The following is a 22,296-nucleotide window of genomic DNA, read 5'->3' on the forward strand; positions in this document are numbered from 1 at the left end:
CCCGCCACGGCGCACCCGTCTCGCATGGGGACGCTTGCCAGGCACTGGCCGCGCATCGCGATCACGCTGGCCCCGCTGGTGTTTGCGCTGCTCCACGCGGTGGGCGCGCTTCCCATCGGTTTCCTGAACCGCCTCGACGCCATCCTCTACGACGCGCGGCTGCGCGCGAGCATGCCGCGCAGCATGGACCCGCGCGTGGTCATCGTCGACATCGACGAGAAGAGCCTGGCCGAAGTCGGGCGCTGGCCCTGGGGTCGCAACAAGCTCGCCGCCATGCTCGACGAGCTGTTCGAGCGCCAGCAGGTGGCGCTTGTCGGCTTCGACGTGGTGTTCGCCGAGCCGGACGAGAGCTCGGGCCTGCAGCGCCTGCGGGAGCTTGCGCAGGCGGACCTGAGGGACGCCGCCGGCTTCCGCGAGCGGGTGGCGCAGCTGCAATCCAGCCTGGACTACGACGCGAGCTTCGCCCGGGCGCTCCAAAAGCGTCCCGCCGTCCTCGGCTACTACCTCACCAGCGAGCGGGATGCCCGCAAGAGCGGCCTGCTGCCGGCGCCGGTGATGACCCGCGACAGCCTGAAGGGCCGCCCGATCGCCTTCTACAGCTTCCAGGGCTACGGCTCCAACATTCCCCAGCTCGCACAGGCCGCCCCGGTGGCGGGCTACTTCAATTCCATCACGGACGGGGACGGCGTCGTGCGCTCCATCCCGCTGCTGGCGGAATATGGAGGCGCGTACTACGAATCGCTGGCGCTCGCCATGTTCCGCGTTCTGGCCGGGCATCCGGCCGTGGAACCGGGTTTCCCGCGCGAGCACTTCGTGGGCCGCAGCTATCCGGGGCTGGACAGCGTCCTGCTGAAGCTCGGGTCGCGGCAGGCGGCGATCCCGGTGGACGACAAGGTGGCGGTGCTCGTCCCGTTCCGCGGCCCGGGCGGCCCGATGGGCGGCTCGTTCCGCTACGTGTCCGCCTCGGACCTGATCGCGAAACGGCTGCCAGCGGGCGCGCTCAAGGACAAGATCGTGCTGGTGGGCACCACCGCGCCCGGGCTGTTGGACCTGCGCGTCACGCCGGTGGGCGCGACCTACCCCGGCGTGGAAGTGCACGCGAACGCGGTCTCGGGGCTGCTCGAGGGCCGATTGCTCGTGAAGCCCGACTACGCCATGGGCTACGAGGTAGTCGTGCTGATGGTCGCGGGCCTCGCGCTCGCGTTCCTGCTGCCCATGTTGTCGGCCACCGTCGCCGTGCTGGTGAGTTCGGCCGTCATGACGGGCCTCCTGGCGCTGAACTACTTCCTGTTCAACACCTTCGGCCTGGTGCTGCCGCTGGCCTCCGCCCTCGTGATGGCGGGCGCCGCATTCGCGCTGAACATGAGCTATGGCTACTTCGTCGAGAGCCGCAGCAAGCGTGAGCTCGCCAACCTGTTCGGAACCTACGTCCCGCCTGAACTCGTCGACGAGATGGTGAAGGACCCGGACAGCTACAGCATGAAGGCGAGCAACAAGGAGCTGACCGTCATGTTCTGCGACATGCGCGGCTTCACCAGCATGTCGGAGCGCATGGAGCCCACGCAGCTGCAGGAGCTGCTCAACGCGGTGTTCAGCCAGCTCACCGAGATCATCCGCGCCAACCGGGGCACCATCGACAAGTACATGGGCGACTGCGTCATGGCGTTCTGGGGCGCGCCTGTGGAGACGCCGATGCATGCGCAGCTGGCGGTGAAGACGGCGCTGCAGATCACGCAGGCGGTGCGCGCGATCAACCAGGAGCACCGCGCCAAGGGCATTCCGGACATCGGCGTGGGCATTGGGCTGAACACCGGCACGATGTGCGTGGGCGACATGGGCTCGGACGTGCGCCGCAGCTACACGGTGATCGGCGATGCCGTGAACCTGGGCTCCCGGCTCGAGGGGCTCTGCAAGGTGTATGGCGTGGACATCGTGGCGAGCGAGTCCACGCGCCAGCAAGCGCGCGAGTTCAGCTGGCTGGACCTCGATCGCGTCCGCGTCAAGGGCAAGCAGGAAGCGGTGGCCATCTTCCACCCGCTGGGTCCCTCCGGCGCGCTGGATCCGCAGGCCGCCGACGAACTCCGCGCGTGGGGCGCTTTCCTGCAGGCGTACCGCGCTCAGGACTGGGAAAAGAGTGAGCTGCAGCTGGTGAACCTGCAGAGGTTGGGCGCCAAAAAGTACCTTTACGAGCTGTACGCCCAACGTGTAGCCTCGATGCGGTTGCTGCCATTCGACCCGGGATGGGATGGCGCGACCCAGTTCGAGACGAAATAGATAGGGGCGTTGCCAATGCGCGTGCGGGTGCTGGGCTGTTCCGGCGCGATCGCGAGGGACTGCCGGACGACGTCCTTCCTCATCGACGGCGACGTACTCGTCGACGCGGGCACGGGCGTCGGCGACCTGTCCCTGGAGCAGATGCGGGGCGTCCGCGACGTCTTCCTCACCCACTCGCACCTGGACCACATCGCCGCGCTGCCGCTGATGGTGGACGCGGTGGCTTCGCAGCTCGCAGAACCGATCCGCGTGCACGCGCTGCCCGGCACGATCACGGCCCTGAAGGCGCACATCTTCAACAACGTGATCTGGCCGGACTTCAGCCGCATCCCCACGCCGCAATCGCCCTTCGTGTCCTTCCACGAGGTGCAGGTGGGACAGAGCCTTGCGCTGCACGGCAAGGTCGTCGAGGTGCTGCCGGCAGTGCACACGGTGCCGGCGTGCGGCTATGCCGTCAGTGCGGGTGCAGGCTGCTGGGTGTTCACCGGCGACACCGAGCGCAACCCGGCGTTCTGGAGCCGCATCAACCAGCTCGATGTGGCGGCCCTCGTGATCGAGACCGCCTTCAGCAACCGGGAAGAAGACCTCGCGAGGCGCAGCCTGCACCTGTCGCCCGTCGCCCTGGCCGGGGAACTCGATCGCATCGACAAGCGCAAGCGCTTCCCGATCTACATCACGCACACCAAGCCTGCGGAAACCGCGCTGATCATGGCGGAGATCCAGCGCTTCGAGCAGGCGCAGCCGTCCGGCATGAACGTGAGCCACGACATCCGCTGGCTGCGCGCGGGCGAGGAGTTCGAGCTGTGAGGAGGGGCAGGCCGGCCGGCGGCCACATGGAGACGCGTGCGCGCCTGGCACTTTCGGTCGGCTGGCATCCGCTAATGCGCAAATTTGTCACTGCGAACGACGCTCTACGTCGGCTGAACGGCTTCCAGGTTGTCAGAAAGCGATAAGAAGTTCACAAAACGTCTTTGGCATGGCGCTTGCACTACCTCCTCACTTCGTCAACCTGGAGGTCTCAATGAAGCGTCAATTTCAACAGGGTTTCACCCTGATCGAACTGATGATCGTGGTCGCGATCATCGGTATCCTGGCCGCGGTGGCCCTGCCCGCATACCAGGACTACACCAAGCGTGCCAAGATGTCCGAGGTGGTCCTCGCCGCGTCCGCTTGCCGCACGACCATCACCGAGGTGTACCAGTCCGGCTCGCAGACGTCCGTGCAGCCCGGCAACTGGGGCTGCGAATCGACGACGGCCGCGTCCAAGTATGTTGCGTCGATCGCCACCGACGGCAACGGCATCGTGACGGTGACCTCCCAGAACATCGGCCCCGGCGCCAACGGTGACGTGACTCTGATCCCCGCTGACAGCAACGGCAGCACGATGACCTATAGCAACCAAGCCCAGACCATCTTCAAGTGGGTCTGCGGCGGCACCGGAACGACGGTCACGCCGAAGTACCTGCCGGGCTCCTGCCGCGGCGGCTGATCAGCATGCATGCTGCAGAGGGGGCCGCCAGGCCCCTTTTTGCTTTTTGGGCTCGCCGTTCGCGCGCCAGACGGGGCGATGCCGTTCCGGGCGCGGTATGCGCTGGAATGCGACGGACCGGCCAGCAGCGGGTTCAGTCGGTCGGGAGCGAAGACGCGCAAATTTGTCGGCCGAACGACGCTTTGCGTCGACCGGACGGCTTCAGGTCTCGTCGAACGTGCCAAGAAGTTCACGAAACGGGGTTGGCACAGGGCTTGCAATACTTCCTTGCTTCTTCATCAACCTGGAGGTCTCAATGAAGCGTCAACTTCAACAGGGTTTCACCCTGATCGAACTGATGATCGTGGTCGCGATCATCGGTATCCTGGCCGCGGTGGCCCTGCCCGCATACCAGGACTACACCAAGCGTGCCAAGATGTCCGAGGTGATCCTGGCCGCGTCCGCCTGCCGCACGACCATCACCGAGGTGTACCAGTCCGGCTCGCAGACGTCCGTGCAGCCCGGCAACTGGGGCTGCGAATCGACGACGGCCGCGTCCAAGTATGTTGCGTCGATCGCCACCGACGGCAACGGCATCGTGACGGTGACCTCCCAGAACATCGGCCCCGGCGCCAACGGCGCGGTGACTCTGATCCCCGCTGACAGCAACGGCAGCACGATGACCTATAGCAATCAAGCCCAGACCATCTTCAAGTGGGTCTGCGGCGGCACCGGCACGACGGTCACGGCGAAGTTCCTGCCGGGCTCCTGCCGCGGCGGCTGATCAGCATGCATGCTGCAGAGGGGGCCGCCAGGCCCCTTTTGTTCACAGGCATCGCCACGCAAGACGTGGCGGCGCCTTTTCGTGCTCAAGACGCGTTGGAGCTGACGATTCTGATGCCGTGCCTTAACGAGGCGAAGACAGTGGCTGCCTGCGTAGAGGCGGCGCTCGGCTTCTTGGAACGCGCAGGAATCCGGGGTGAGGTTGTCGTTGCTGACAACGGATCCACAGATGGTTCGCGAGAGCTGGCGCGTTCCGCCGGCGCGCGCGTAATAGCTGTACCGGATCGAGGCTATGGCGCAGCACTGAAGGGCGGCATCGAGGCTGCGCGCGGAGCCTACGTTATCATGGGCGACGCGGACTGCAGTTATGACTTCTCGAACCTGGATGCGTTCGTCGAGCAGCTGCGAGGCGGTGCTCGGCTCGTGATGGGAAACCGGTTCCGTGGAGGCATCGCGGAAGGTGCGATGCCTTTGCTGCATCGTTACCTGGGCAATCCGGTATTGAGCTTCATCGGACGCCTATTCTTCCGCACGGACATCGGAGATTTCCATTGCGGGATCCGGGGCTTCCATCAGGAGTCCGTTGCCGCCCTTGGGTTAGTGAGCAACGGAATGGAGTTTGCAAGCGAGATGGTGGCCAAGGCCGCCCTGGCTGGGATCTCGATTGCGGAAGTCCCCACAACCCTGAAGCCGGACGGGCGTGGCCGGCCGCCGCACCTGCGCACGTGGCGCGATGGGTGGCGGCACCTGAAGTTCCTGCTCCTGTTCTGCCCGCGCTGGCTGTTCCTGTATCCGGGCGTAATGCTTGTCTTGGCAGGCGTGGTGGGCATGGGCGTGCTGCAGCGCCCGTGGAGCAGTGACGCGCATGATCTGCGCATTCACACGATGTTGTACATGGCGGGTGCCATGGTCCTTGGCGTCCAGCTGGTGCAGCTCGCGGTCTTGACGAAATGGCTCGGGGTGCTGTCCGGCATAGTGCCGCAGCCGCCATGGCTTCGACGCGCGCAGCCCGCGTTGAGTCTTGAAGCGGGACTGCTGCTCGGGGCCGGACTATTCGCCATCGGACTGATCTGGTCGGTCGGCCTGGTGCAGCAGTGGGGGAGGTCCGGCTTCGGGCCGCTTGCGCCAACGGAAGGCATGCGGGCCGCGATTCCCGCCGTGACCTTGATGATCATCGGCATGCAAGCCGTGGCGGGAACGCTGTTCGCGGGCGCCATCGAGCTGGCTTGGCGGACGGGTCGGCAGAAGCGACATGCCTGAGGAGCGAACGGCAGTTCCTTCGTGGGTTTTTCGGCACGAGGGTGTGTGTGTCTACCTTCTCGGTGCGCTGTGCTTCACTTTTATTCCGATCTACCTGGGGCATCTTGGCATCAGCTGGGACGCCCTCAATCACCACTTCTATCTCGGGTGGTCGGCGGAGCACTCACGGCTGTCCCTCGACTATCTGCCTGCCGGATACCAGTCGTACCAGTTTCCGTATCTGTATTGGCCCGTGTACAAGCTGGCGTCGGCGGGTGCAAGCGGGACGACGGCGGGCGTAGTGCTGGCGTTGCTGAACACAACGGCCATTCCTCCGGTCTGGATGATTGCTCGCAGTTGCATCAAGGGCGCCGAGGCCTTCTCGGCGGCAATGCGCGTCACTGCGGTTCTGCTCGCATTTCTGAGCGGAGTTGTTCTTTCGCTCTTCGACGCCACTTCGAATGACCTGCTCGCAGGCATTCCGCTGATCTGGGCATACGCGCTCGCCTTGCAACCGGTGGGCGAGCCTGCCGCTGGAGCCGTGCGACCTGCGCTGCTGTCAGGTGCCGCTGCGGGAATAGCCGTTGCATTCAAGCTGAGTAATGGACCCCTTGCCATTGTGTTGCCGCTGCTTTGGCTGTGGCCCGCGGGATCGGCGATGCAGCGCATCAATCGCAGTATCGCCGCAGGCTTGATGCTCCTGGCAAGCTACGCGCTGGTCTACGGTTACTGGGGGTGGGAGCTCTGGACCCATTTCGGGAACCCGATTTATCCCATGTACGACGACTGGTTCGCGCGCCTTCGGGATCTTGGCGGGTGGCACCGATGATCAGGTTCGAACCAGATTCGCTGACGCAGGCCCTCACGCGGTTCTTCGACATGGCGGCGCCGGACGCCAACGTATACGTTGAGATACCCGCACCCGATGTACGCCTCGCCGCCGTCCTGTTCCTCGCCGCTGCTGCACTCGTCATGTGGCGGCGCCTTGGTCCCGGTCGACGTCCGACGTTCGCGATGCTGCTCGTGCTCCTGGTTTCCACGTGGGCGTGGCTCACCACCTCAGGCAACGGCCGCTATTTCATTCCCTTGCTGGTCTGCGCTGGTCCCATCGCCATCGGCCTTCTGTGCGCCCTCCCTCTCACCCGGACGATGAAGGCGTCGATTGCGTTTGGCCTCGTGGTGGCGCAGTTGTTCGTCCTCACGCAGCAGCCGCCCTGGGGTACCTGGTCCTGGGCGGACTGGCAAGAGGCGCCGTACTTTTCCGTGGAACTCGGGCGGGAAGAGACCCAAGCTCCTGCGACCACGTACGTCACGATCTCGCCAATCTCCTACTCGCTGATCGCTCCTCAGTTCCCCGCGAACTCTCGCTGGGTCAATATCACCAGCGCAGACGCAACCTCACATGACTCGCGCTGGCTGGATGAATACCTTACCCGTGCAGCGCGGGCTGGCCCAGTGCGGCTCCTGGCCCCGTCGCTGCCTCCAGCCACGCTCGCCGATGGAAAGCCGGAGCAGGCGGTGCCGGAGGCATTCGACAAGATGATCGCGCAGCGGCATCTGCGCATCAGCGGAGACTGCCACCTGATTCGTTCGTTGGGACAAACTCGCCTGGAGGGCCGCGACCACCCTGGCCCTGCCGCCCGCCCGGTGGGCTTCTGGTCTTGTCCATTAGCATACGTGCCAACGCTTCCCGACGCGGCACGGCCGGCGCCGATTCCGGCTGAAGTGGAGCGTGCGTTTCAGCGCTTGAGCGTCCTCTGCCCGCGGTTCTTTCCCTCATGGGAAAAATCGACCTTGCGCGTCGTGGATGGCTGGGAGCGCCATTTCTCCGAGTCTGATTCTCGCGTGTACGTCCTCGACAACGGTCAAGTCTGGTACAAATTCTGGCGGGCGCTCAATCCTGTTCTCCTGGGAACACGTGAGGAGCTAGTCGAGGCCAAGCGAACGCTGGACTGTTCGATGCTTCGCAGTGACGGCGCATGGCAAACCGGTCGCCAATGAGCACAGTGGAACGCAGCCTTCTGCTGCGGTTCGTCTTTCATCATGAGTGATGCTCCGCCGCCGGCGGCAAGGGGATGGGCCGCGTGATCGCAAGTGCGAGGCGTCGTGCATCGCAAATTACTTCAGTGTGGGATTCGAATGAATCTATCCGCCGCAAGCCGAGTCGTGGATGATGACGTCGCCGAAATGGGAGCGGGCTTCCCGTGGGAGCGCCTGTTGGGCAAGATCGCCGTCGTGACGAGCCTGGCTGCCGCACTCGGCTGGCCGCCTAGGGTGGCTCGCGCCAAGGTATTTCGCAAGATGGTGGAAAGCTACGCATGACCTGCAGCGGGTTCCGATCGTGAGTGTGGCGCGGCTCGCGTTGTGCGTGGGCCTGGACCGCGCCGTATTGGCACTGTTGCTGGCGCGGGGCTGGCCTGTAGCCGCGGGGCTGGTCACGCTCGTGATGATCAGCCGCTTCCTCACAGTGGAGCTTCAGGGCTACTTCTTCACGTTCGTCAGTCTGATCGCCTGGCAGTCGCTGGTGGAGCTAGGGCTGCTGCAGGCCATCGTGCATTTCGCGAGCCACGAAGCTGCCACGCTCTCGTGGACGCACGGCCGTCGCATCGAGGGGCCGGAGCCTGCCCGGCAGCGGCTGCGTTCGCTGCTGCATTTTTCGCTCAAGTGGCTTGGCGCGGGGGCGCTGGCGCTGGTTGCCGCTCTGCTCCCGATCGGGTGGATTCTTCTGGGATCCGGAGACGGCGCTGTCCGTGACTCGGCGCGGGCGGCATGGGTCCTGCTCGTGCCGCTGGCTGCCATCAACTTGACTGCCGCCGGCGCTTTTGCAGTGCTGGAAGGCTGCGGCAAAGTCGCAGATGTGGGGTTCGGGCGTTTGGTGCAGTCCGTGGGTTCCGTGCTCGCGCTTTGGGCGGCCCTTGCGGGAGGCGCAGGACTGTACTCACTCGTGCTGCAGGCTGGAGTATCGGCATTGATCGCTGTCGGTTGGCTTGCCGGCTGCTACGGCGGCTTTTTCACTCAAGTGTGGAGATTGCCGCGCAGGATCGGAGCCGGCATTCGCTGGCGATCCGAAATATGGCCATTCCAATGGCGCATGGCCGTGAGCTGGGCGAGTGGCGTGCTGATCGCGCAGCTTTTCACCCCACTGCTCTTCGCTAGCTGCGGGCCCGCCCCCGCCGGGCAGATGGGGCTCGCTTTGCAAGCGTTTGGAGGCATCAACATGCTGGCGCTAGCGTGGGTCAGCGCGCAAGTTCCCGTCTATGGGAGGCTCATTGCGCTCGGCCAGGGGCGCGAGCTGGATCGCCTTTTTTGGCGCGCCGTGCTGCAGTCCGCGGGTGCTCTATTCTTGCTCCTTGCTTGTGTCTTGGCGGCAGTGTGGGAGCTGACGGTCTTGCGCTCGCCGCTCTCCGCTCGCCTCCCGCCGCTTCCGCTTGTCGCCGTATTCTGCGTCGTGAGTCTCGCGAATCACCTGATCTTCGCGCAGGCGACATTGCTGCGCGCCCATCGTGAGGATCCCTTCATGGTGCTGTCGCTGGCGAGCGGGGCGGTGACAGCCGTTATGTGCGTCACCTGGATTCCGCCTTATGGACTTGCAGGGGCCGTTGCCGCATACGCAGTGGCCACATTGGGCGTAGGACTCGTCGGTGGCACCACAGTGTTTCTGCGCAAGCGGCGCGAGTGGTGGCTGATGGAAGGAAACGCAAGGGCTGCGAAGGAGAGCGCTTGATGCTTGGGAATCCGCCATTGCTCACGGTGGCCGTGCCCACCTATAACCGTCTTGGGTGCTTGCGTCTGCTGCTGAGCGCCATAGGGCCGGAGGTCCAGCGGCTGCACGCGGAGGGCACGGTCGAGCTTCTTGTCTGTGACAACGCCTCAACGGACGGGACGACCGAATTCCTCGAAGGTCTCGCGATCGCTGGATGGCTGCGCGTCCTGCGGAGTCCTTTCAATGTTGGTGCAGATGCGAACTTCATTCGGTGCCTCACTGAGGCGCGCGGACGGCACGTTTGGATGATCGGGGACGACGATCTTCCGCTACCCGGCGTTCTCGAACGGGTCGCCGCGTTCCTGGCGCGGCGACGGTGCGACCTCCTCTATCTGCCTGCTCGCTGGCACTCGGGGGACTTGGCCGAGTGCGTTCCTGCGCCATCGCCGGTCATGGAGCCGCAGCCAGTGAACGCGGGCGAGCTGGCCATACGCGCGAACGCATACGTGACGTTCCTGTCCTCCTGGGTGTTGGATCGGGAGCGATACCTCTCGTTGGCCGACGCGCGACCAACGCGATTCGAGGGCAGCTTCCTGGCGCAGCTGGAATGGCATCTTGCCTTGCTTGCGGCCGGTGGGCCGCTGTATGCGGCGCCAGAGGCCTGGCTGTTGGCGCGTGCGGGACATGGCGGCGGTTATGCACTGTTCGAGACGTTTGTGCAGCAGTACCACCGAATCATCGGCGAGAGGCTCGCGCGCGCACCGTCGATTCGCGACTTCCTTCAGGAACACATTTTGCGCGGCTATCTGCCCGGTCTTGTCTGGGGTATCAGGCTTGGAAAGGCCGGGGCCTTTCGGCTGGCCGACTGGCAAGCCGTCGAGGCGATGATGGCGCGGGTGTGGCCCGACCGGCCACGCCAGCGTCGCCGCATCACCTGGATCGCCAGTTGGCCGCAGCCGCTGGCCCGGCTCGTGATGGCGACTGCATGGCTTGACACCCGGGCGTGGACGCGGCGGCTACGCACGCGGGAGAAGTGGCGGTGAGTTCGCTGTTACGCATGCTTCTCGGACGGCTACGGCATGACGGCATCGCGTGGACCGTTCCTGCTGCATCGCGGGCGGCTGTTCGCCGATTGAGATCGTGGTTGGCCGCACGCAGCCTCGGCGCCCCTGGCCTGCAATTGGGTCCGGGATGCGAACTGATCGGGGTCCGCCATATTCGATGGGGGCGTGACGTCAGCGTCCGTAGCGGGCTGTGGCTGGAGGCGGTGACCTCCTATCGCGCCGTCGAATTCGAGCCCAGGATCGTGATCGGGAACCGCGTGTCGTTCTCGCACGGCGTCCACCTCTCGGCGATCGAGGCGATCAGTGTTGGCGACGATGTGCTGTTTGGCAGCCTGATTTTTGTTGCCGACCACCAGCACGGAACCTATTCGGGGACCGCGCAGAGCACGCCCGACGAGCCGCCTTCGAATCGGCCGCTGGTGCTTCGTGGTCCAGTGGTCATCGAGGACAACGTATGGATCGGCGATGGAGCGCACATCCTCGGGCCGGCCCGGATCGGTCGCGGCGCGGTGATCGGGGCACATGCAGTCGTTCGGGGCGATGTACCGGCTGGCGCGATGGTTGCGGGAGCGCCGGCGGTCGTAGTGCGCGTGTTCGACGGCGCAACCGCCACCTGGATCCGTCCTATTCGTGGTGGCCCAGGTCCGGTGGCCGGCGCAGCAGCACCGCAGGCAAGTTCGATCCCCAGCTGAGGAATGTGGCGTAGCGCAGTAGCAGTGCCACACGCTGCGCGCCTGCGATGCGCGCAAGCAAACGTACGAGACTGTTGACGGTCCGCACGCGTTTGTCTCCGGCATCAAAGGTGAGGGTGTTGTCGCCCTGCGGCGCCGGCGCCGCCGCCGTTTGCGCGAGGCCCCGCGCGCGCAGCTCGCGTTGGAACTGCGAGTCCGCGGCGAAGGGGCGAGAGACGTCAAGGTCGCTGCAACCGGAGGCGCGCCGCATCAGGGGACTGATTGGCGAGCCGTCGTCGAGAACCGCATACCCATACGCGTTGCCGCGATAGCGTTCGTGACCCGCCGCCAGAAGAGCGGCGCAGTAGTTCTGGACCAGCTCCGAGACAATCGGGTCCAGCGGGGGAACATGGCGGTTCTGGTGGCGCGAGAGTCGCTCCGGTCGCAACGCGTCGACCCCGCTGAAATGGAAGAAAGAGAGCGTCTGCCCGTTCGCCGTGTAGCCACTCGCAGAGCGCTCCAGTGTGCGCTCATGCAAGTTCCAGTAGGCTACGTTGCACCCGGGGTGCCGCAGAACGCGGACCGAATCAAAGTAAGACGGAGCCAGATCGACCCATTTTTGATCGACGAATACGCCGAAAGTGGCGTCGTTGAAGCCCAGCGCCAGGCATCTCCTCTCCCACCAGTCCAGGAATGCACGGGCGTTGGCGCCGGCGCGCAGGCCGACGAAGCCGAGGTTGAATGTCCCGCCACGCAGGAAGTCGATGTCCGACGGTCGTTTGCCGTCCATGACCGGACGCAGCGCATGCGGTGTGAGGACGATCTCGCAATCGTGGAGGGCGGCGAGAACCGGCTCCGGAGGGGCCAGCACCTGGATGTCGGGGTCCAGGTAGACTACCTGTTCGTAGCCTTCGGTGAACAGCTGCTTGAGGAAACTTGGCTTCAGTGCGGTGTTCAGTTCCACCACGTCGAACTTGTACGCGATGAGTTCGAAATCCGGCAATCCAAGTTGCTCGGCATACGTTGCCGAAAGCCCGGTTTCAGCAAGCTCGCTGTCGAGAGCTGCGGTCCGGCGGTCAACAATCAATAGGCGGAAGGCCGCCTCCGGCATGTGACGGGAGACCGAATCACGCAATACGCGCGCGTAGGCCAAATAGTTGCCCGATGCAATGGTGGCGAAGCAGGTTCTGGTTCTCATCACGCGAAGTCGATGCTCCAGTGCAGGCTGGGTGCGCAGGTCACCCTTTGGCCATGGGTTGCGATCCCCAGATGATGGATTCGAAGCCATAGAGTGCCCAGGTCGCGCCGGGCAGATTTCGCCCAGCCAACCAGCTGGCCGGCTCGAGCAGCAGGCCCATCGTCGCCAAGACGAACGGACGGTAGCGAGGACAGGCGATGTCGGTCTGCAGCCCCGATGCGATCAGCTCTGACACCACCGCCGACCAGGAAGGAACCTCCCGATGCGTGTTGTCGTCGAAGAAATTCAGGGTGCCGCGACGACGTGGAAATCGTACGCTTGCTTCGCAGGGAAATGCGAGGTACAGGCAGCCCCCGGGCCGGAGGGCCGCGGCCATGGCCTTCAACACGCCATCCGGGTCCTCGCAGTGTTCAAGGTTGTGCGAAGACACCACGGCGTCAACCTGCCCTTCGAAGTGCCGGATGGCGCCCGCGAAATCCGCGGATGCGACGACCTTGTAGGTGTCCGCATACCGCAAGGAGTCACCCTGGTTGTAGTCGCTCACATCCAGGCCGTGATAGACGAGGTCCGGCCGCAGGATCTTGGCGTCCCGCGGCGAATTGTTCCCGCAGCCTACATCCAGCACGTGTGCCCCGGGAGGCAACGAGCGGAGAAAAGCGAGCTTCCCGCGCGGGCGCAAGGTCACAACGAGCACGTGGCGCAACCGAGTACCGAGCGGACGTTTCAGATTCATTCGCCAGAGCAAATCAAGGGACGAGTCCTCATTATGTGGGCCGTTGGTGCAGGGGAATCCAAGACGAAGCGCCAGCGCCGGATATATCACGCTCGCCTGCGTTCAGGATGTCTTCCGGCCGCATGCCATCGAAGAAACGCCCGTCTGGAACGCGCCCATATAGCTCATAACGGTGGTCGTACAGATGTTCGGCGCGCCACACCCAGCGCGCACCGACGGGGCACTTGCGCAGAGGGTGGGTGGGGCCGAAGATCGCCACAACGTTGCTGTTGACGGCGGCCGCCATGTGCATGAGACCGGTGTCTGTGGTGTAGACGCTGTCGGCACGTGCGAGGACATCCCACGTTTGCTGGAGTGTCGTTCTTCCGCACAAATTGAATGCGGAATGTGCGCGTGCGAACGACTCGTAATAAGGTCTCTCCTGCTGGGAACCGAGGAACACGACGCGCGCCTTGGAAGCTAGTTGGCGGACGAGCGCGCCGAACAGGTGCTCGGGCATTTGCCGTACCGCCGAGGCCTCACCGGGGTTGTTGCCGCCGGCGTTGACGGCCACGACATAGGGACCAGCCAAGTCGAAGGGCTGCATCGGCGGCAGCTCCAGTGCGAGATCGTCGCGATCGACGGCCAGTCCCTCGGCCTCGAGCAGGTCGAGGTAATAGTGGACCTCGTGACGAAGCGGTCCCACGTGAACGCGTGTGGTATGAGGCAATCCTTCGACCGCCCGGCGCGCAAAGCCGATGCGGCGGGGAATGCCCGCGCATAAGGCCAGCCAAGTGAAAATCCAGTGCTTATCGAGTACGTAGACCGCGTCATAGCCGCGCAGCCTGGCCCGAATGTGGCCGAGTGCCGAGAGACGTCCGTCGAAGAGGACCGACTCGTCGAAATCCAGGACGCGATCCAGGTGAGGGTTGCCATCCAGCACTGCCCGGAACGACCGGCCGACGAGATAGTCGATCTGCGCATCCGGCAGATTCCGGCGAAGCTGCCGCACCAGTGGCGTCGTCATGACGACGTCCCCCAGCGCGCCGATCTTCCACAGCAGCACTTTCATCCGGCGCTCGTCCTCCTCGCGCAACTATAGCGATGCGCTGGGGTAGCATCTTGCCCGATGCGCTCCGAGCCACTGCACTCGCCCGACCGCCGTGTCGCTTATGCGCACGAATGGCTCACGGAACAGGGCGGGTCCCAGATCGAGCTGCGGGTTCCGATGACGGCGGAGTTGGCGCACCAGTTGCACGCTCATGACCACGTCTCCCAGTGCCCAACTTGCTGGAGCGACCCCCATCGGCCCGTTCCGTCGTCTGCCGCTCCCCATACGCTTTCGCCGGGCCCGGCTGTCACAATCCGGCAGCAGCCATGATGTCGTCCCTGCCCAGAGTCCGTGAGAGCGCGTTGGCGAGATTAATCGACCAGGCCGCGGGCACGGCTGTGCTGGCGCTGTGGGGGACGTTCCGGCGACGTCGTTCGTTGCCGCATGCACCTCGACGCTTCGGCGTGATGATGTTCGAGACCATCGGGGACTCGCTGCTGGCGGGCTCGCTGGTGGCGAGCCTCCGTGAGTCCATGCCGAATGCAGAGATCGTCATCTTTGCTTCGCGAGGAAACCGCGGCATTCTTCAACTGTTTGAAGGCATTTCGAGCGTTGTCGAAGTGCCCCTGACGCGGCCGACAAAGGCGGTTGCCGCGATCCGCAGCGTCCCGGTGGACGTGATGATCGACATCGGACAATGGCCGCGTTGGTATGCGTTTTTGTGTGCCATTGCGCGGGCACGGTACACGATCGGTTTTGCCACACCCGGCCAGACCCGCCACTACGCATACGACAGGGCGATTCCGCACGACCCGGCTGCGCACGAAGTGGAGAATTTCCAGCGTTTGCTTTCTCCTCTGCCTGGCGTGGCTGCGCTCCCACCCGAGCGCGCCCTGAGACCGGTAGGCCCGCCTCCAGCCTACTTCGCAATGTCTGCGCCCTATGTGATCGTGCATCCTTGGGCCAGCGGGTTCCGGCATGCTTCGCGCGAATGGCCGCTGCCTCTTTGGGCTGACCTGATTAGCCGGTTGTGCAACTTGGGTCTGTCGGTGTACGTGACGGGGAGTCCTGCCGACCAGCCGAAGGCCGAAGCACTCGCCAGTTCGTGCGCAGTGGGTTTGCCGGTTCGGTCGGCAGCCGGCCGCCTGTCGCTCGCAGAACTAGCCGCCGTGCTGCGAGGGGCTGCGGCGGTGGTGGCCGTGAATACGGGCGTGATGCACTTGGCAGCGCTCCTGGATACCCCGCTCGTGGCGCTGCACGGACCCACGAGCCGTCGACGCTGGGGGCCAACGGGTCGCCGCAGTATTGCGATGGCTCCCTCTACGGGCGCAGAATTTCTAAGCCTTGGCTTCGAGTACCCCGCTGGAGTGGTCGATTGCATGGCGAGCATCAGCGTCGATGAGGTATTTGCGGCGGTTTTGCAACAGCTACAACTCCAGCAAGAGCCTAGCCCAGCGTGACAAGATCGCGCTTTGCTGGTCCACGGCGCTTCACGTTGTCGCTGGCACTCGCCGCCCTCCCCTGGCTGAACCCCTTCGCCCGCGGCCCCTCCCCCTCCGTGATGCCGTGGCTGGTGAGCGCGCTCTGCGGCATCGGCCTGTGGATCCTGGCCTCCGCCGGCGGCCAGGGGTGGCCGCGCATGCCGCGTGGCCTGCTCGCCGCCATGGCCGCAACCGTCGTGTGGGCGGCGCTCGCGCACCTGCCGTTGCGTCCGGAAGTCGTGATGCTTGCAGCGGGGCTCCTGCTGATCGCGCTGGCCGCCGGCTTCTCGCCGGACCCGGACCTGCGCGCCGGCCTGCAGGCGGGCTTCCTGGCGGCCGCCGCTCTCAGCGCAGTGCTCGGGCTGGTGCAGTACTTCGGCGTGGCTTCCGTGTTCTCGCCGTGGATCGACCTGGCCGAGGCCGGCGAGGCCTTTGGCAACCTGCGCCAGCCGAACCAGTACGCCACGCTCTGCTGGATCGGCGGGGCCATCGTGCTGTTCGGGACTCTGCGGCTGTCGCGCGGCGCCGCGCTCGCCTTGCTCGTGCTGCTCGCTGCGGGCAGCGCCGCCTCCGTCTCGCGCACCGGCATGGTCCAGGGCCTCGTGCTGACGCTGCTCGCAGCGTCGTGGAAGCACCCGCGCCGCGGCGAGCGGCTGCGCCTGTGCGCGGTCGCCGCCCTTGCGTATTTCGTGGCCACCGTGCTGCTGCCGATCGCGCTGGACGCCGCCACTGGTGCGATGCCGGCGCGCACGCTGTGGGGCCGCATCGGCGGTGCCGCGGGTTGCAGCAGCCGTCTCGTGCTGTGGTCCAACGTGCTGCACCTGATCGCGCAGAAGCCGCTGGCGGGCTGGGGCTGGGGCGAACTCGATTACGCGCACTTCGACACGCTGTACGCGGGACCGCGTTTCTGCGACATCCTGGACAACGCGCACAACCTGCCGCTGCACTTCGCGGTCGAACTGGGCGTGCCCGCCGCGGTGCTCCTGTGCGCAGGCGGCCTGTGGTGGGCGTGGCGGCAGCGCCCCTGGCGCGAGGCCGACGCGATGCGGCAACTCGCCTGGGCGATCGCTTCGCTGATCCTGTTGCACAGCCTGCTCGAGTACCCGCTCTGGTACGGACCGTTCCAGATCGCGTTCGGCGCGAGCCTCGGCTGGCTGCTGGCGCGCGAATCGATGCCCGCCGCCGCCGCTTCTTCGCGGCGGACCGCCCTCGCCGGCGCGCTGGTGCTGCTCGCGGCCACCGCCCATGCCGCGTGGGACTATGCGCGGGTGAGCCAGATCTACGTGCAGCCGCAGCGGCGCTTGCCGTTCTGGGCGGACGACACGCTGTCGGTCGTGCGCCGTTCCTGGTTGTTCTCGGGCCAGGCGCGGTTCGCGGAGCTCACGCTGGCGACGCCCGACCGCGGCAACGCGCAGCGGCTGTATCCCCTGGCACTGGACGTCCTGCACTATTCCCCGGAGCCCCGGGTGATCGAGCGCGCGATCGAGAGTGCGACGCTGCTCGGGCGCGACCGCGAAGCCGTGCTGCTGCTGGCGCGCTTCCGCGCGGCCTTTCCGCAGGAATACGAGGCTTGGCGGCGCAGCCAGCACGTGGCGCGCTAGGACGCCACGTAGCTCCCCGACTTGCCTCCGTGCTTTTCCAGCAGCTTCACGTCAGTGATGGTCATCCCGCGGTCAACCGCCTTGCACATGTCGTAGACCGTGAGCAGGGCGACGTTCACCGCGGTGAGCGCTTCCATTTCCACGCCCGTCGGTCCCACGGTCTCCACGGTGGCCGTGCACACCACCGCGGCCGGTTCGGCGCCCTGGGCCGGACGCAGGACGAAGTCCAGCGCCACGCGCGTGAGCGCAAGCGGGTGGCACAGGGGAATCAGGTCGCTGGTTTTCTTGGCGCCCTGGATGCCGGCGATGCGCGCCACGCCCAAAACGTCACCCTTCTTTGCCGACCCGCTCTGGATCAAGGCCAGGGTAGCGGGTAGCATTTCGATGCGGCCCTCGGCGACCGCCACGCGATGCGTGGCCGCCTTCCCGGCGACATCGACCATGTGGGCCTGTCCTTGCGCGTCGAAATGGGTGAATCCTGTCATGCTGCAACCATCGCTTCTTCTGGACCATCATACGAGCTTCGCGTGGCGCTCCCGCCTGCGGGCGGCCGGTGTCCACCTGGGCTTGAGCTTGCTGGTCGCAGCACTCTCGGCCTACCTGGTCTTCGCACTCTGGTACCCCTATCCGTACCGCGAGATCTCCGGCGGGCGCGAGCTGTTCCTGCTGGTGGTGTCCGTGGACGTGGTGCTCGGTCCCCTGCTCACGTTCGCGGTGTTCGACCTGCGCAAGGGCTGGACGATGCTGCGTCGCGACCTCGCGGTCATCGGGCTGCTGCAGCTGGCGGGCCTGGGCTACGGGCTGTGGACGGTGCACGTCGCGCGTCCCGTGCACATGGTGTTCGAATACGACCGCTTCCGCGTCGTGCACCTCGTGGAGATCCCGAGGGAGCTCGAAGACAAGGTGCCGCCGGGCATCGAGCTGGCGCCGCTGCGCGGACCGACGCTGCTGGCGCTGCGCCCCTTTCGCAACGGGGCCGAGCAGGGAGCGATGACGATGGAGGCGCTGCAGGGCGTGCCGCTCGCCGCGCGCACGGAACTCTGGGAGCCGTATGAGGTCGGACGGGCGGAGGTGCTGCAGGCCGCGCGCCCCGCGACGCAACTCAAGCAGAGGTTCCCCCAGCGCGCAGCCGAAATCGACGCCGCCTTGCGGGGCTCCGGCCGTGAGGCCGCCGCGGCGGCCTACCTGCCCCTCGTGGCGCGTACGGCCGAGGCCTGGACCGTGCTCCTGGATGCCAACACCGCCGAAGTGATCGGATATCTGCCCCTGGATTCGTTTTGAACCTGTTCTCCCGTTCCCGCTGGCGCGCCGCCGCCGCTGCGGTCCTGGCCGTCTCGGTCGCGATGGCGCCGGTGCGCGCGCAACTGCCGCAGCTCGGAGGCAACGGCGAACTCAGCACGAACGCCGAGCGGCGCATCGGCGAGCGCATCGCCCGCGAGCTGTACCGCGACCCCGACTACATCGACGACCCGGTGATCGTCGAGTACGTGCAGGGCATCTGGCAGCGCCTGCTGGACTCCGCCCGCCGACGCGGCGAGCTGACCCCCGAACTCGACGAGCGCTTCGCGTGGCAGGTGATGCTCGGCAAGGACCGCACCGTGAACGCGTTCGCTCTGCCCGGTGGCTGGATGGGCCTCAACTCGGGGCTGGTCGCCGTGACCGCCAACAGTGACGAACTCGCATCCGTGCTGGGGCATGAGCTGAGCCACGTCACCCAGCGCCATATCTCGCGGATGATGGAGCAGCAGTCGCAGCAGGCGCCCCTGCTGATCGCGGGCATGCTGCTGGGCGCGCTGGCCGCGGGCAAGAGCGGCCAGGCCGGAGGTGCGCTGATCTCCGGCGCGCAAGGGCTGGCGATGGCGCAGCAGCTCAGTTTCTCGCGCGACATGGAGCGCGAGGCGGACCGCATCGGCTTCGGCGTGATGACCGGCGCCGGCTTCGCCCCGCAAGGCTTCGTCACGATGTTCGACAAGCTGCAGCAGGCTTCGCGCCTCAACGACAACGGCGCCTATCCCTACCTGCGCACCCACCCCATGACGACGGAGCGCGCGGCCGACATCCAGGCCCGCCAGGAGCTCGTGCCGCGCGCGGTCGTGCCGACGACGCTGGAGCACGCGATGATCGCTGGCCGTGCCAAGGTGATCTCCAATCCGGGCATCGATGCATTGCGCGCGTTGGTCAGCGACGCCCAGGCGACCAGCCTCGCAGCGCAGCCGCGCCCGCGCCAGGCCAACGTGCTTTACGCGGGGACCCTCGCCGCCGCGCGCGTGCACGATGCAGCCGCTTTCCAGCAACTGCTGCCACGCCTCGAAGCGGTCGCGGTCGGCGACGCCGCCGCGCAGCGGCTCGCGCGACTGCTCGCCGCCGAAGTCGCCGAGGACCGGCAGGACTGGCCGGGGGTGCTGCGCCTGGTCGATTTCGCCAGCCCGGGCCGGCCCGAGCTGTTCCTGGCGGCCCCCGCCCTGGTGCACACGGGCCATGCGTCGGAAGTGGCGCAGCGCCTGCAGACCTGGGTGGCAACGCGGCCGCGCGACGCGAGCGCGTGGCAATTGCTGGCCACCGCGTACCAGGCCCAGGGACAGCAACTGCGCGCCGTGCGAGCGGACGCCGAAGCGCACGTCGCGCAGATGGATTACCAGGCGGCGCTCGATCGCCTGCGGGCCGGGCAGGACATGGTGCGCAAGGGCACGGCCGGCGCCGACTACATCGAGGCGTCGATCATCGACACCCGGGCCCGCCAGGTCGCTTCACTTCTTCACGAGCAGTCGCTCGAGCGCTGAGTCGATCACCATTCCGATGGCGGTGTACAGCAGCGAGCCGATCAGGGCGGCCAGGAAGCTGCGCACGACAAAGCCGTCCAGCAACGCGGACGCGGCCCAGAACATCAAGGCGTTGATCACGAACAGGAACAGGCCGAGCGTCAGCACCGTGACCGGCAGCGTCAGCACCACCAGCACCGGGCGCACGACGGCGTTGAGCAGGCCGATGACCAGCGCCGCGCCCATCGCGGTGGCGAAGCTGCGCACCTCGACCCCGTTGTAGACGTAGGCCACGAACAGGAGCGCGGAGGCGCTCAGCACCCACTTCGCGATCAGCTTCAGCATGGGCGGGGAGCATAGCACCCGCCCTGCTGCGCTAGAAGTCGCAGGCGAGGAACAGGAGCGCTCCCAGTCCCATCAGGGCGCCCGGCGCCCAGTGGCCGCGGTCGCCGGGGCCGCCCTGCCGCGGTCGTCGCGCGTCCAGCACGCTCTCGGTCTGGTGCTGCGCCATCAGCGCGCGCGTGAGCTCGGGCAGCGGCCCGCGGGCCAGCACCGGCGTCACCTCGTCGCCCCGGCCCTCCAGGAAAGGCACGAGCTGCTGGAACAGCTTGCTCGCCCACCGGGTGCGCCAGTTCTCGCGCGCGGAGTGGCTCACCCACTTGCTGATGCGTTGCGTCATCCGCGGCGCGCACGCGACCAGCACCCAGTGCGTGCCGGGACCGCCCGCGCCCGCCAGCCGCTGCCGGGCATAGCCGGGATCGTCCAGGTACACGATGACCTTCTGCATGGGCTCTTTCTCCTTGCCTTGTCTACCGCGGCGCGGCGCTGCGCCGCCGGTGGCCGGCGCGCCAGCCGGCCGCCCGCACGCCCCGCGCCTCCAGCATAAGTGCTCCGCCTCCGCCCGGATACCTGGCGCAGCGGGCTGCGGGGCTATGATGCCCATCCGCCGTCTTCCCGCAGTCCCATGGCCGGCATCCACATCACCGACATCGAAGCCGCCATCAATTTCTGGCGCGAGCGCAAGCCATCGCCCGACGGCGTGAGCCTGCCGCCCGAGCTGCGCGCGTTGGCGGAGGTGTATGCGCTGATGGTGTACTACCGCGAGGACGAGGCCGACGAGCGCAGCTTCCCGCCGGCTGCCTATGCCGCGTGGAAGGCCTGGTACGACAGCCAGCCCGACACGCCCTGCATCGCGATCTGCTCCACCAGCCAGGGCGACGCCCAGTGCAAGGGCTGCGGCCGCAGGTTCGAGGAGGTGCAGCGCTGGACCGAGATGAGCCCGGCGCAGAAGCGGCAGGTCTGGCGGCGCATCACGCTGCAGGGCGACGCCTGGCGCTTCAACCGCTACGTCGAACGCGCGAGCGCCGCCGCCGAGCGCGGGCAGAACTAGCCGTGCGCCGGCTGCGCCAGGCTCCCAATCTCGCCATCGCGACGCTCTGGGCGGACCTGTTGCAAGAGGAGGGCATCGCCGCCAGCGTGCAGCGCCAGTTCCTGGGCAGCGTCGCCGGCGAAATTCCGCCCGATCAGTGCCTGCCGGAGATCTGGATCACGCACGACGAGCAGTGGGCGCGCGCCCGCGCGCTGCTCGATGAACTGCTGGCGCTGCCGCAGCGGCGCTGGCACTGCGGCTGCGGCGAGCTGGTCGAAGGCGGCTTCGAGTCCTGCTGGAACTGCGGCCGGGCGATGCCGTCCTGACGCGCCGCCTGCAAGGCGCGCGCGCGCCGGCTCACTTCCAGCGGATCGGCTCGATGTCGACGTGCCGCGCGCCGTCGCCCAGCATCAGCGTGCCTTCCTGGATGGTCGCCTGCAACTGCATCGAGCGCTGCGCCAGCGCTTCCAGCGCCTTGGAGGCGTCGCTGGGAATGCGCCACACCGACAGGTTCTGCAGGCGGGTGAGCTTCGTCTCGATGCCGCGCCACCAGACTTCCGCCGCGTGGTGGAACGGGTAGACCGCCACCTGGTCCGATTGCCGGCACGCCTTGGCGATCGCGACTTCGTCGGGTTGGCCGACTTCGATCCACAGGCGCGTGGCGCCGGTGAAGTCGCGCAGCCACGCATCGGGCTCGTCGGGGTCGGACAGGCCCTTGCCGAAGGCTAGCGTGCCGTCGCCGCCGCAGACGGTCTGCAAGGTGTGGGCCTGCAAGGCCAGGGCCGCCAGCCGCACCATCATGCGTTCGTCGGTCTCGCTGGGGTGGCGCGCCAGGGTGAGGGCGTGGTCGGCATAGTAGCCGTGGTCGATGTCGGCCACGGCGAGCTGCACCTTGAAGACGGTGGACTTGAGGGCCAAGGGGT

The 22,296-nt window shown here is 66.6% G+C and carries 24 protein-coding genes; 17 read left to right on the forward strand and 7 right to left on the reverse strand.

Annotated elements, in window-relative coordinates:
* Positions 1 to 24 precede the first annotated feature (24 nt).
* From JJB11_RS06580 to JJB11_RS06630, 11 genes are all read left to right on the forward strand, one after another.
* Positions 25 to 2,274 carry a CHASE2 domain-containing protein gene (locus JJB11_RS06580; protein ID WP_201167452.1) on the forward strand — a complete coding sequence of 750 codons (2,250 nt, stop codon included), beginning with the start codon at positions 25 to 27 and terminating at the stop codon, positions 2,272 to 2,274.
* Between the two features lie 15 nt (positions 2,275 to 2,289).
* A complete protein-coding gene (locus JJB11_RS06585; protein ID WP_201167454.1) occupies positions 2,290 to 3,081 on the forward strand; it encodes a 3',5'-cyclic-nucleotide phosphodiesterase in 792 nt (263 codons plus the stop codon).
* A 214-nt stretch (positions 3,082 to 3,295) separates the two neighbouring features.
* On the forward strand, positions 3,296 to 3,763 hold the full coding sequence (locus tag JJB11_RS06590) for a pilin (protein WP_201167456.1): 468 nt from the start codon (positions 3,296 to 3,298) through the stop codon (positions 3,761 to 3,763).
* Between the two features lie 295 nt (positions 3,764 to 4,058).
* Positions 4,059 to 4,526 (forward strand): pilin, encoded by a 468-nt coding sequence (locus JJB11_RS06595; protein WP_201167458.1) that lies wholly within the window; start codon positions 4,059 to 4,061, stop codon positions 4,524 to 4,526.
* A 5-nt stretch (positions 4,527 to 4,531) separates the two neighbouring features.
* Positions 4,532 to 5,785, forward strand: coding sequence for a glycosyltransferase family 2 protein (locus tag JJB11_RS06600; protein ID WP_201167460.1), 1,254 nt, complete (start codon positions 4,532 to 4,534; stop codon positions 5,783 to 5,785).
* Positions 5,778 to 6,593: a hypothetical protein gene (locus JJB11_RS06605; protein ID WP_201167462.1), complete on the forward strand. Its 816-nt coding sequence runs from the start codon at positions 5,778 to 5,780 to the stop codon at positions 6,591 to 6,593. The genes JJB11_RS06600 and JJB11_RS06605 overlap by 8 nt, the downstream gene beginning before the upstream one ends.
* On the forward strand, positions 6,590 to 7,765 hold the full coding sequence (locus tag JJB11_RS06610) for a hypothetical protein (protein WP_201167463.1): 1,176 nt from the start codon (positions 6,590 to 6,592) through the stop codon (positions 7,763 to 7,765). Before JJB11_RS06605 ends, JJB11_RS06610 begins: the two co-directional genes overlap by 4 nt.
* 138 nt (positions 7,766 to 7,903) lie before the next feature.
* Positions 7,904 to 8,086 (forward strand): hypothetical protein, encoded by a 183-nt coding sequence (locus JJB11_RS06615; RefSeq protein WP_207189933.1) that lies wholly within the window; start codon positions 7,904 to 7,906, stop codon positions 8,084 to 8,086.
* Between the two features lie 25 nt (positions 8,087 to 8,111).
* Positions 8,112 to 9,488: a polysaccharide biosynthesis protein gene (locus tag JJB11_RS06620; protein WP_201167468.1), complete on the forward strand. Its 1,377-nt coding sequence runs from the start codon at positions 8,112 to 8,114 to the stop codon at positions 9,486 to 9,488.
* Positions 9,488 to 10,510: a glycosyltransferase family 2 protein gene (locus tag JJB11_RS06625; RefSeq protein WP_201167473.1), complete on the forward strand. Its 1,023-nt coding sequence runs from the start codon at positions 9,488 to 9,490 to the stop codon at positions 10,508 to 10,510. The genes JJB11_RS06620 and JJB11_RS06625 overlap by 1 nt, the downstream gene beginning before the upstream one ends.
* Positions 10,511 to 10,611: 101 nt before the next feature.
* Positions 10,612 to 11,223: an acyltransferase gene (locus JJB11_RS06630; RefSeq protein ID WP_201167475.1), complete on the forward strand. Its 612-nt coding sequence runs from the start codon at positions 10,612 to 10,614 to the stop codon at positions 11,221 to 11,223.
* On the opposite strand, the gene JJB11_RS06635 is transcribed toward JJB11_RS06630, so the two are convergent.
* The 3 genes from JJB11_RS06635 to JJB11_RS06645 are packed head-to-tail and all read right to left on the reverse strand — an operon-like array spanning position 11,156 to position 14,184.
* Positions 11,156 to 12,400 carry a glycosyltransferase family protein gene (locus JJB11_RS06635; RefSeq protein WP_201167478.1) on the reverse strand — a complete coding sequence of 415 codons (1,245 nt, stop codon included), beginning with the start codon at positions 12,398 to 12,400 and terminating at the stop codon, positions 11,156 to 11,158. The genes JJB11_RS06630 and JJB11_RS06635 overlap by 68 nt on opposite strands.
* A gap of 40 nt (positions 12,401 to 12,440) precedes the next feature.
* Positions 12,441 to 13,133 (reverse strand): class I SAM-dependent methyltransferase, encoded by a 693-nt coding sequence (locus tag JJB11_RS06640; RefSeq protein ID WP_201167481.1) that lies wholly within the window; start codon positions 13,131 to 13,133, stop codon positions 12,441 to 12,443.
* A gap of 31 nt (positions 13,134 to 13,164) precedes the next feature.
* Entirely contained in the window at positions 13,165 to 14,184 is a 1,020-nt protein-coding gene (locus tag JJB11_RS06645) for a glycosyltransferase family 9 protein (RefSeq protein WP_201167484.1), read from the reverse strand.
* 305 nt (positions 14,185 to 14,489) lie between these two features.
* Between JJB11_RS06645 and JJB11_RS06650 the strand changes: the two genes are divergently transcribed.
* Together JJB11_RS06650 and JJB11_RS06655 are read left to right on the forward strand one after the other, a co-directional pair.
* The gene (locus JJB11_RS06650; protein ID WP_201167487.1) at positions 14,490 to 15,623 is read left to right on the forward strand and encodes a glycosyltransferase family 9 protein; all 1,134 of its coding nucleotides are present in this window, start codon (positions 14,490 to 14,492) and stop codon (positions 15,621 to 15,623) included.
* Between the two features lie 35 nt (positions 15,624 to 15,658).
* On the forward strand, positions 15,659 to 17,245 hold the full coding sequence (locus JJB11_RS06655; protein ID WP_201167490.1) for a PglL family O-oligosaccharyltransferase: 1,587 nt from the start codon (positions 15,659 to 15,661) through the stop codon (positions 17,243 to 17,245).
* Here the strand turns inward: JJB11_RS06655 and moaC are convergent.
* The gene (gene moaC / locus JJB11_RS06660) at positions 17,242 to 17,730 is read right to left on the reverse strand and encodes a cyclic pyranopterin monophosphate synthase MoaC (protein ID WP_201167493.1); all 489 of its coding nucleotides are present in this window, start codon (positions 17,728 to 17,730) and stop codon (positions 17,242 to 17,244) included. The genes JJB11_RS06655 and moaC overlap by 4 nt on opposite strands.
* Here moaC and tfpZ point away from each other — a divergent pair.
* Complete coding sequence (tfpZ, locus tag JJB11_RS06665; RefSeq protein ID WP_201167497.1) at positions 17,729 to 18,526, forward strand: TfpX/TfpZ family type IV pilin accessory protein; 798 nt, start codon at positions 17,729 to 17,731, stop codon at positions 18,524 to 18,526. The two genes, moaC and tfpZ, sit on opposite strands and share 2 nt — an antisense overlap.
* A gap of 62 nt (positions 18,527 to 18,588) precedes the next feature.
* On the forward strand, positions 18,589 to 20,025 hold the full coding sequence (locus JJB11_RS06670; RefSeq protein WP_201169029.1) for a M48 family metalloprotease: 1,437 nt from the start codon (positions 18,589 to 18,591) through the stop codon (positions 20,023 to 20,025).
* Here the strand turns inward: JJB11_RS06670 and JJB11_RS06675 are convergent.
* Both JJB11_RS06675 and JJB11_RS06680 read right to left on the reverse strand, forming a co-directional pair.
* The gene (locus JJB11_RS06675) at positions 19,993 to 20,346 is read right to left on the reverse strand and encodes a phage holin family protein (protein WP_201169024.1); all 354 of its coding nucleotides are present in this window, start codon (positions 20,344 to 20,346) and stop codon (positions 19,993 to 19,995) included. The genes JJB11_RS06670 and JJB11_RS06675 overlap by 33 nt on opposite strands.
* Before the next feature lie 34 nt (positions 20,347 to 20,380).
* The gene (locus tag JJB11_RS06680; protein WP_201167500.1) at positions 20,381 to 20,791 is read right to left on the reverse strand and encodes a hypothetical protein; all 411 of its coding nucleotides are present in this window, start codon (positions 20,789 to 20,791) and stop codon (positions 20,381 to 20,383) included.
* Positions 20,792 to 20,968: 177 nt separating this feature from the next.
* On the opposite strand from JJB11_RS06680, the gene JJB11_RS06685 reads away from it, so the two are divergent.
* Positions 20,969 to 21,394: a DUF3717 domain-containing protein gene (locus tag JJB11_RS06685; protein ID WP_201167503.1), complete on the forward strand. Its 426-nt coding sequence runs from the start codon at positions 20,969 to 20,971 to the stop codon at positions 21,392 to 21,394.
* A 2-nt stretch (positions 21,395 to 21,396) separates the two neighbouring features.
* Entirely contained in the window at positions 21,397 to 21,699 is a 303-nt protein-coding gene (locus JJB11_RS06690; RefSeq protein ID WP_201167506.1) for a putative signal transducing protein, read from the forward strand.
* Positions 21,700 to 21,730: 31 nt separating this feature from the next.
* On the opposite strand, the gene JJB11_RS06695 is transcribed toward JJB11_RS06690, so the two are convergent.
* A complete protein-coding gene (locus JJB11_RS06695) occupies positions 21,731 to 22,291 on the reverse strand; it encodes a YaeQ family protein (protein ID WP_201167509.1) in 561 nt (186 codons plus the stop codon).
* Positions 22,292 to 22,296: the final 5 nt, after the last annotated feature.

It is taken from the genome of Ramlibacter ginsenosidimutans, assembly GCF_016654015.1.
GTDB classification, from domain to species: Bacteria; Pseudomonadota; Gammaproteobacteria; order Burkholderiales; family Burkholderiaceae_C; genus Ramlibacter; species Ramlibacter ginsenosidimutans.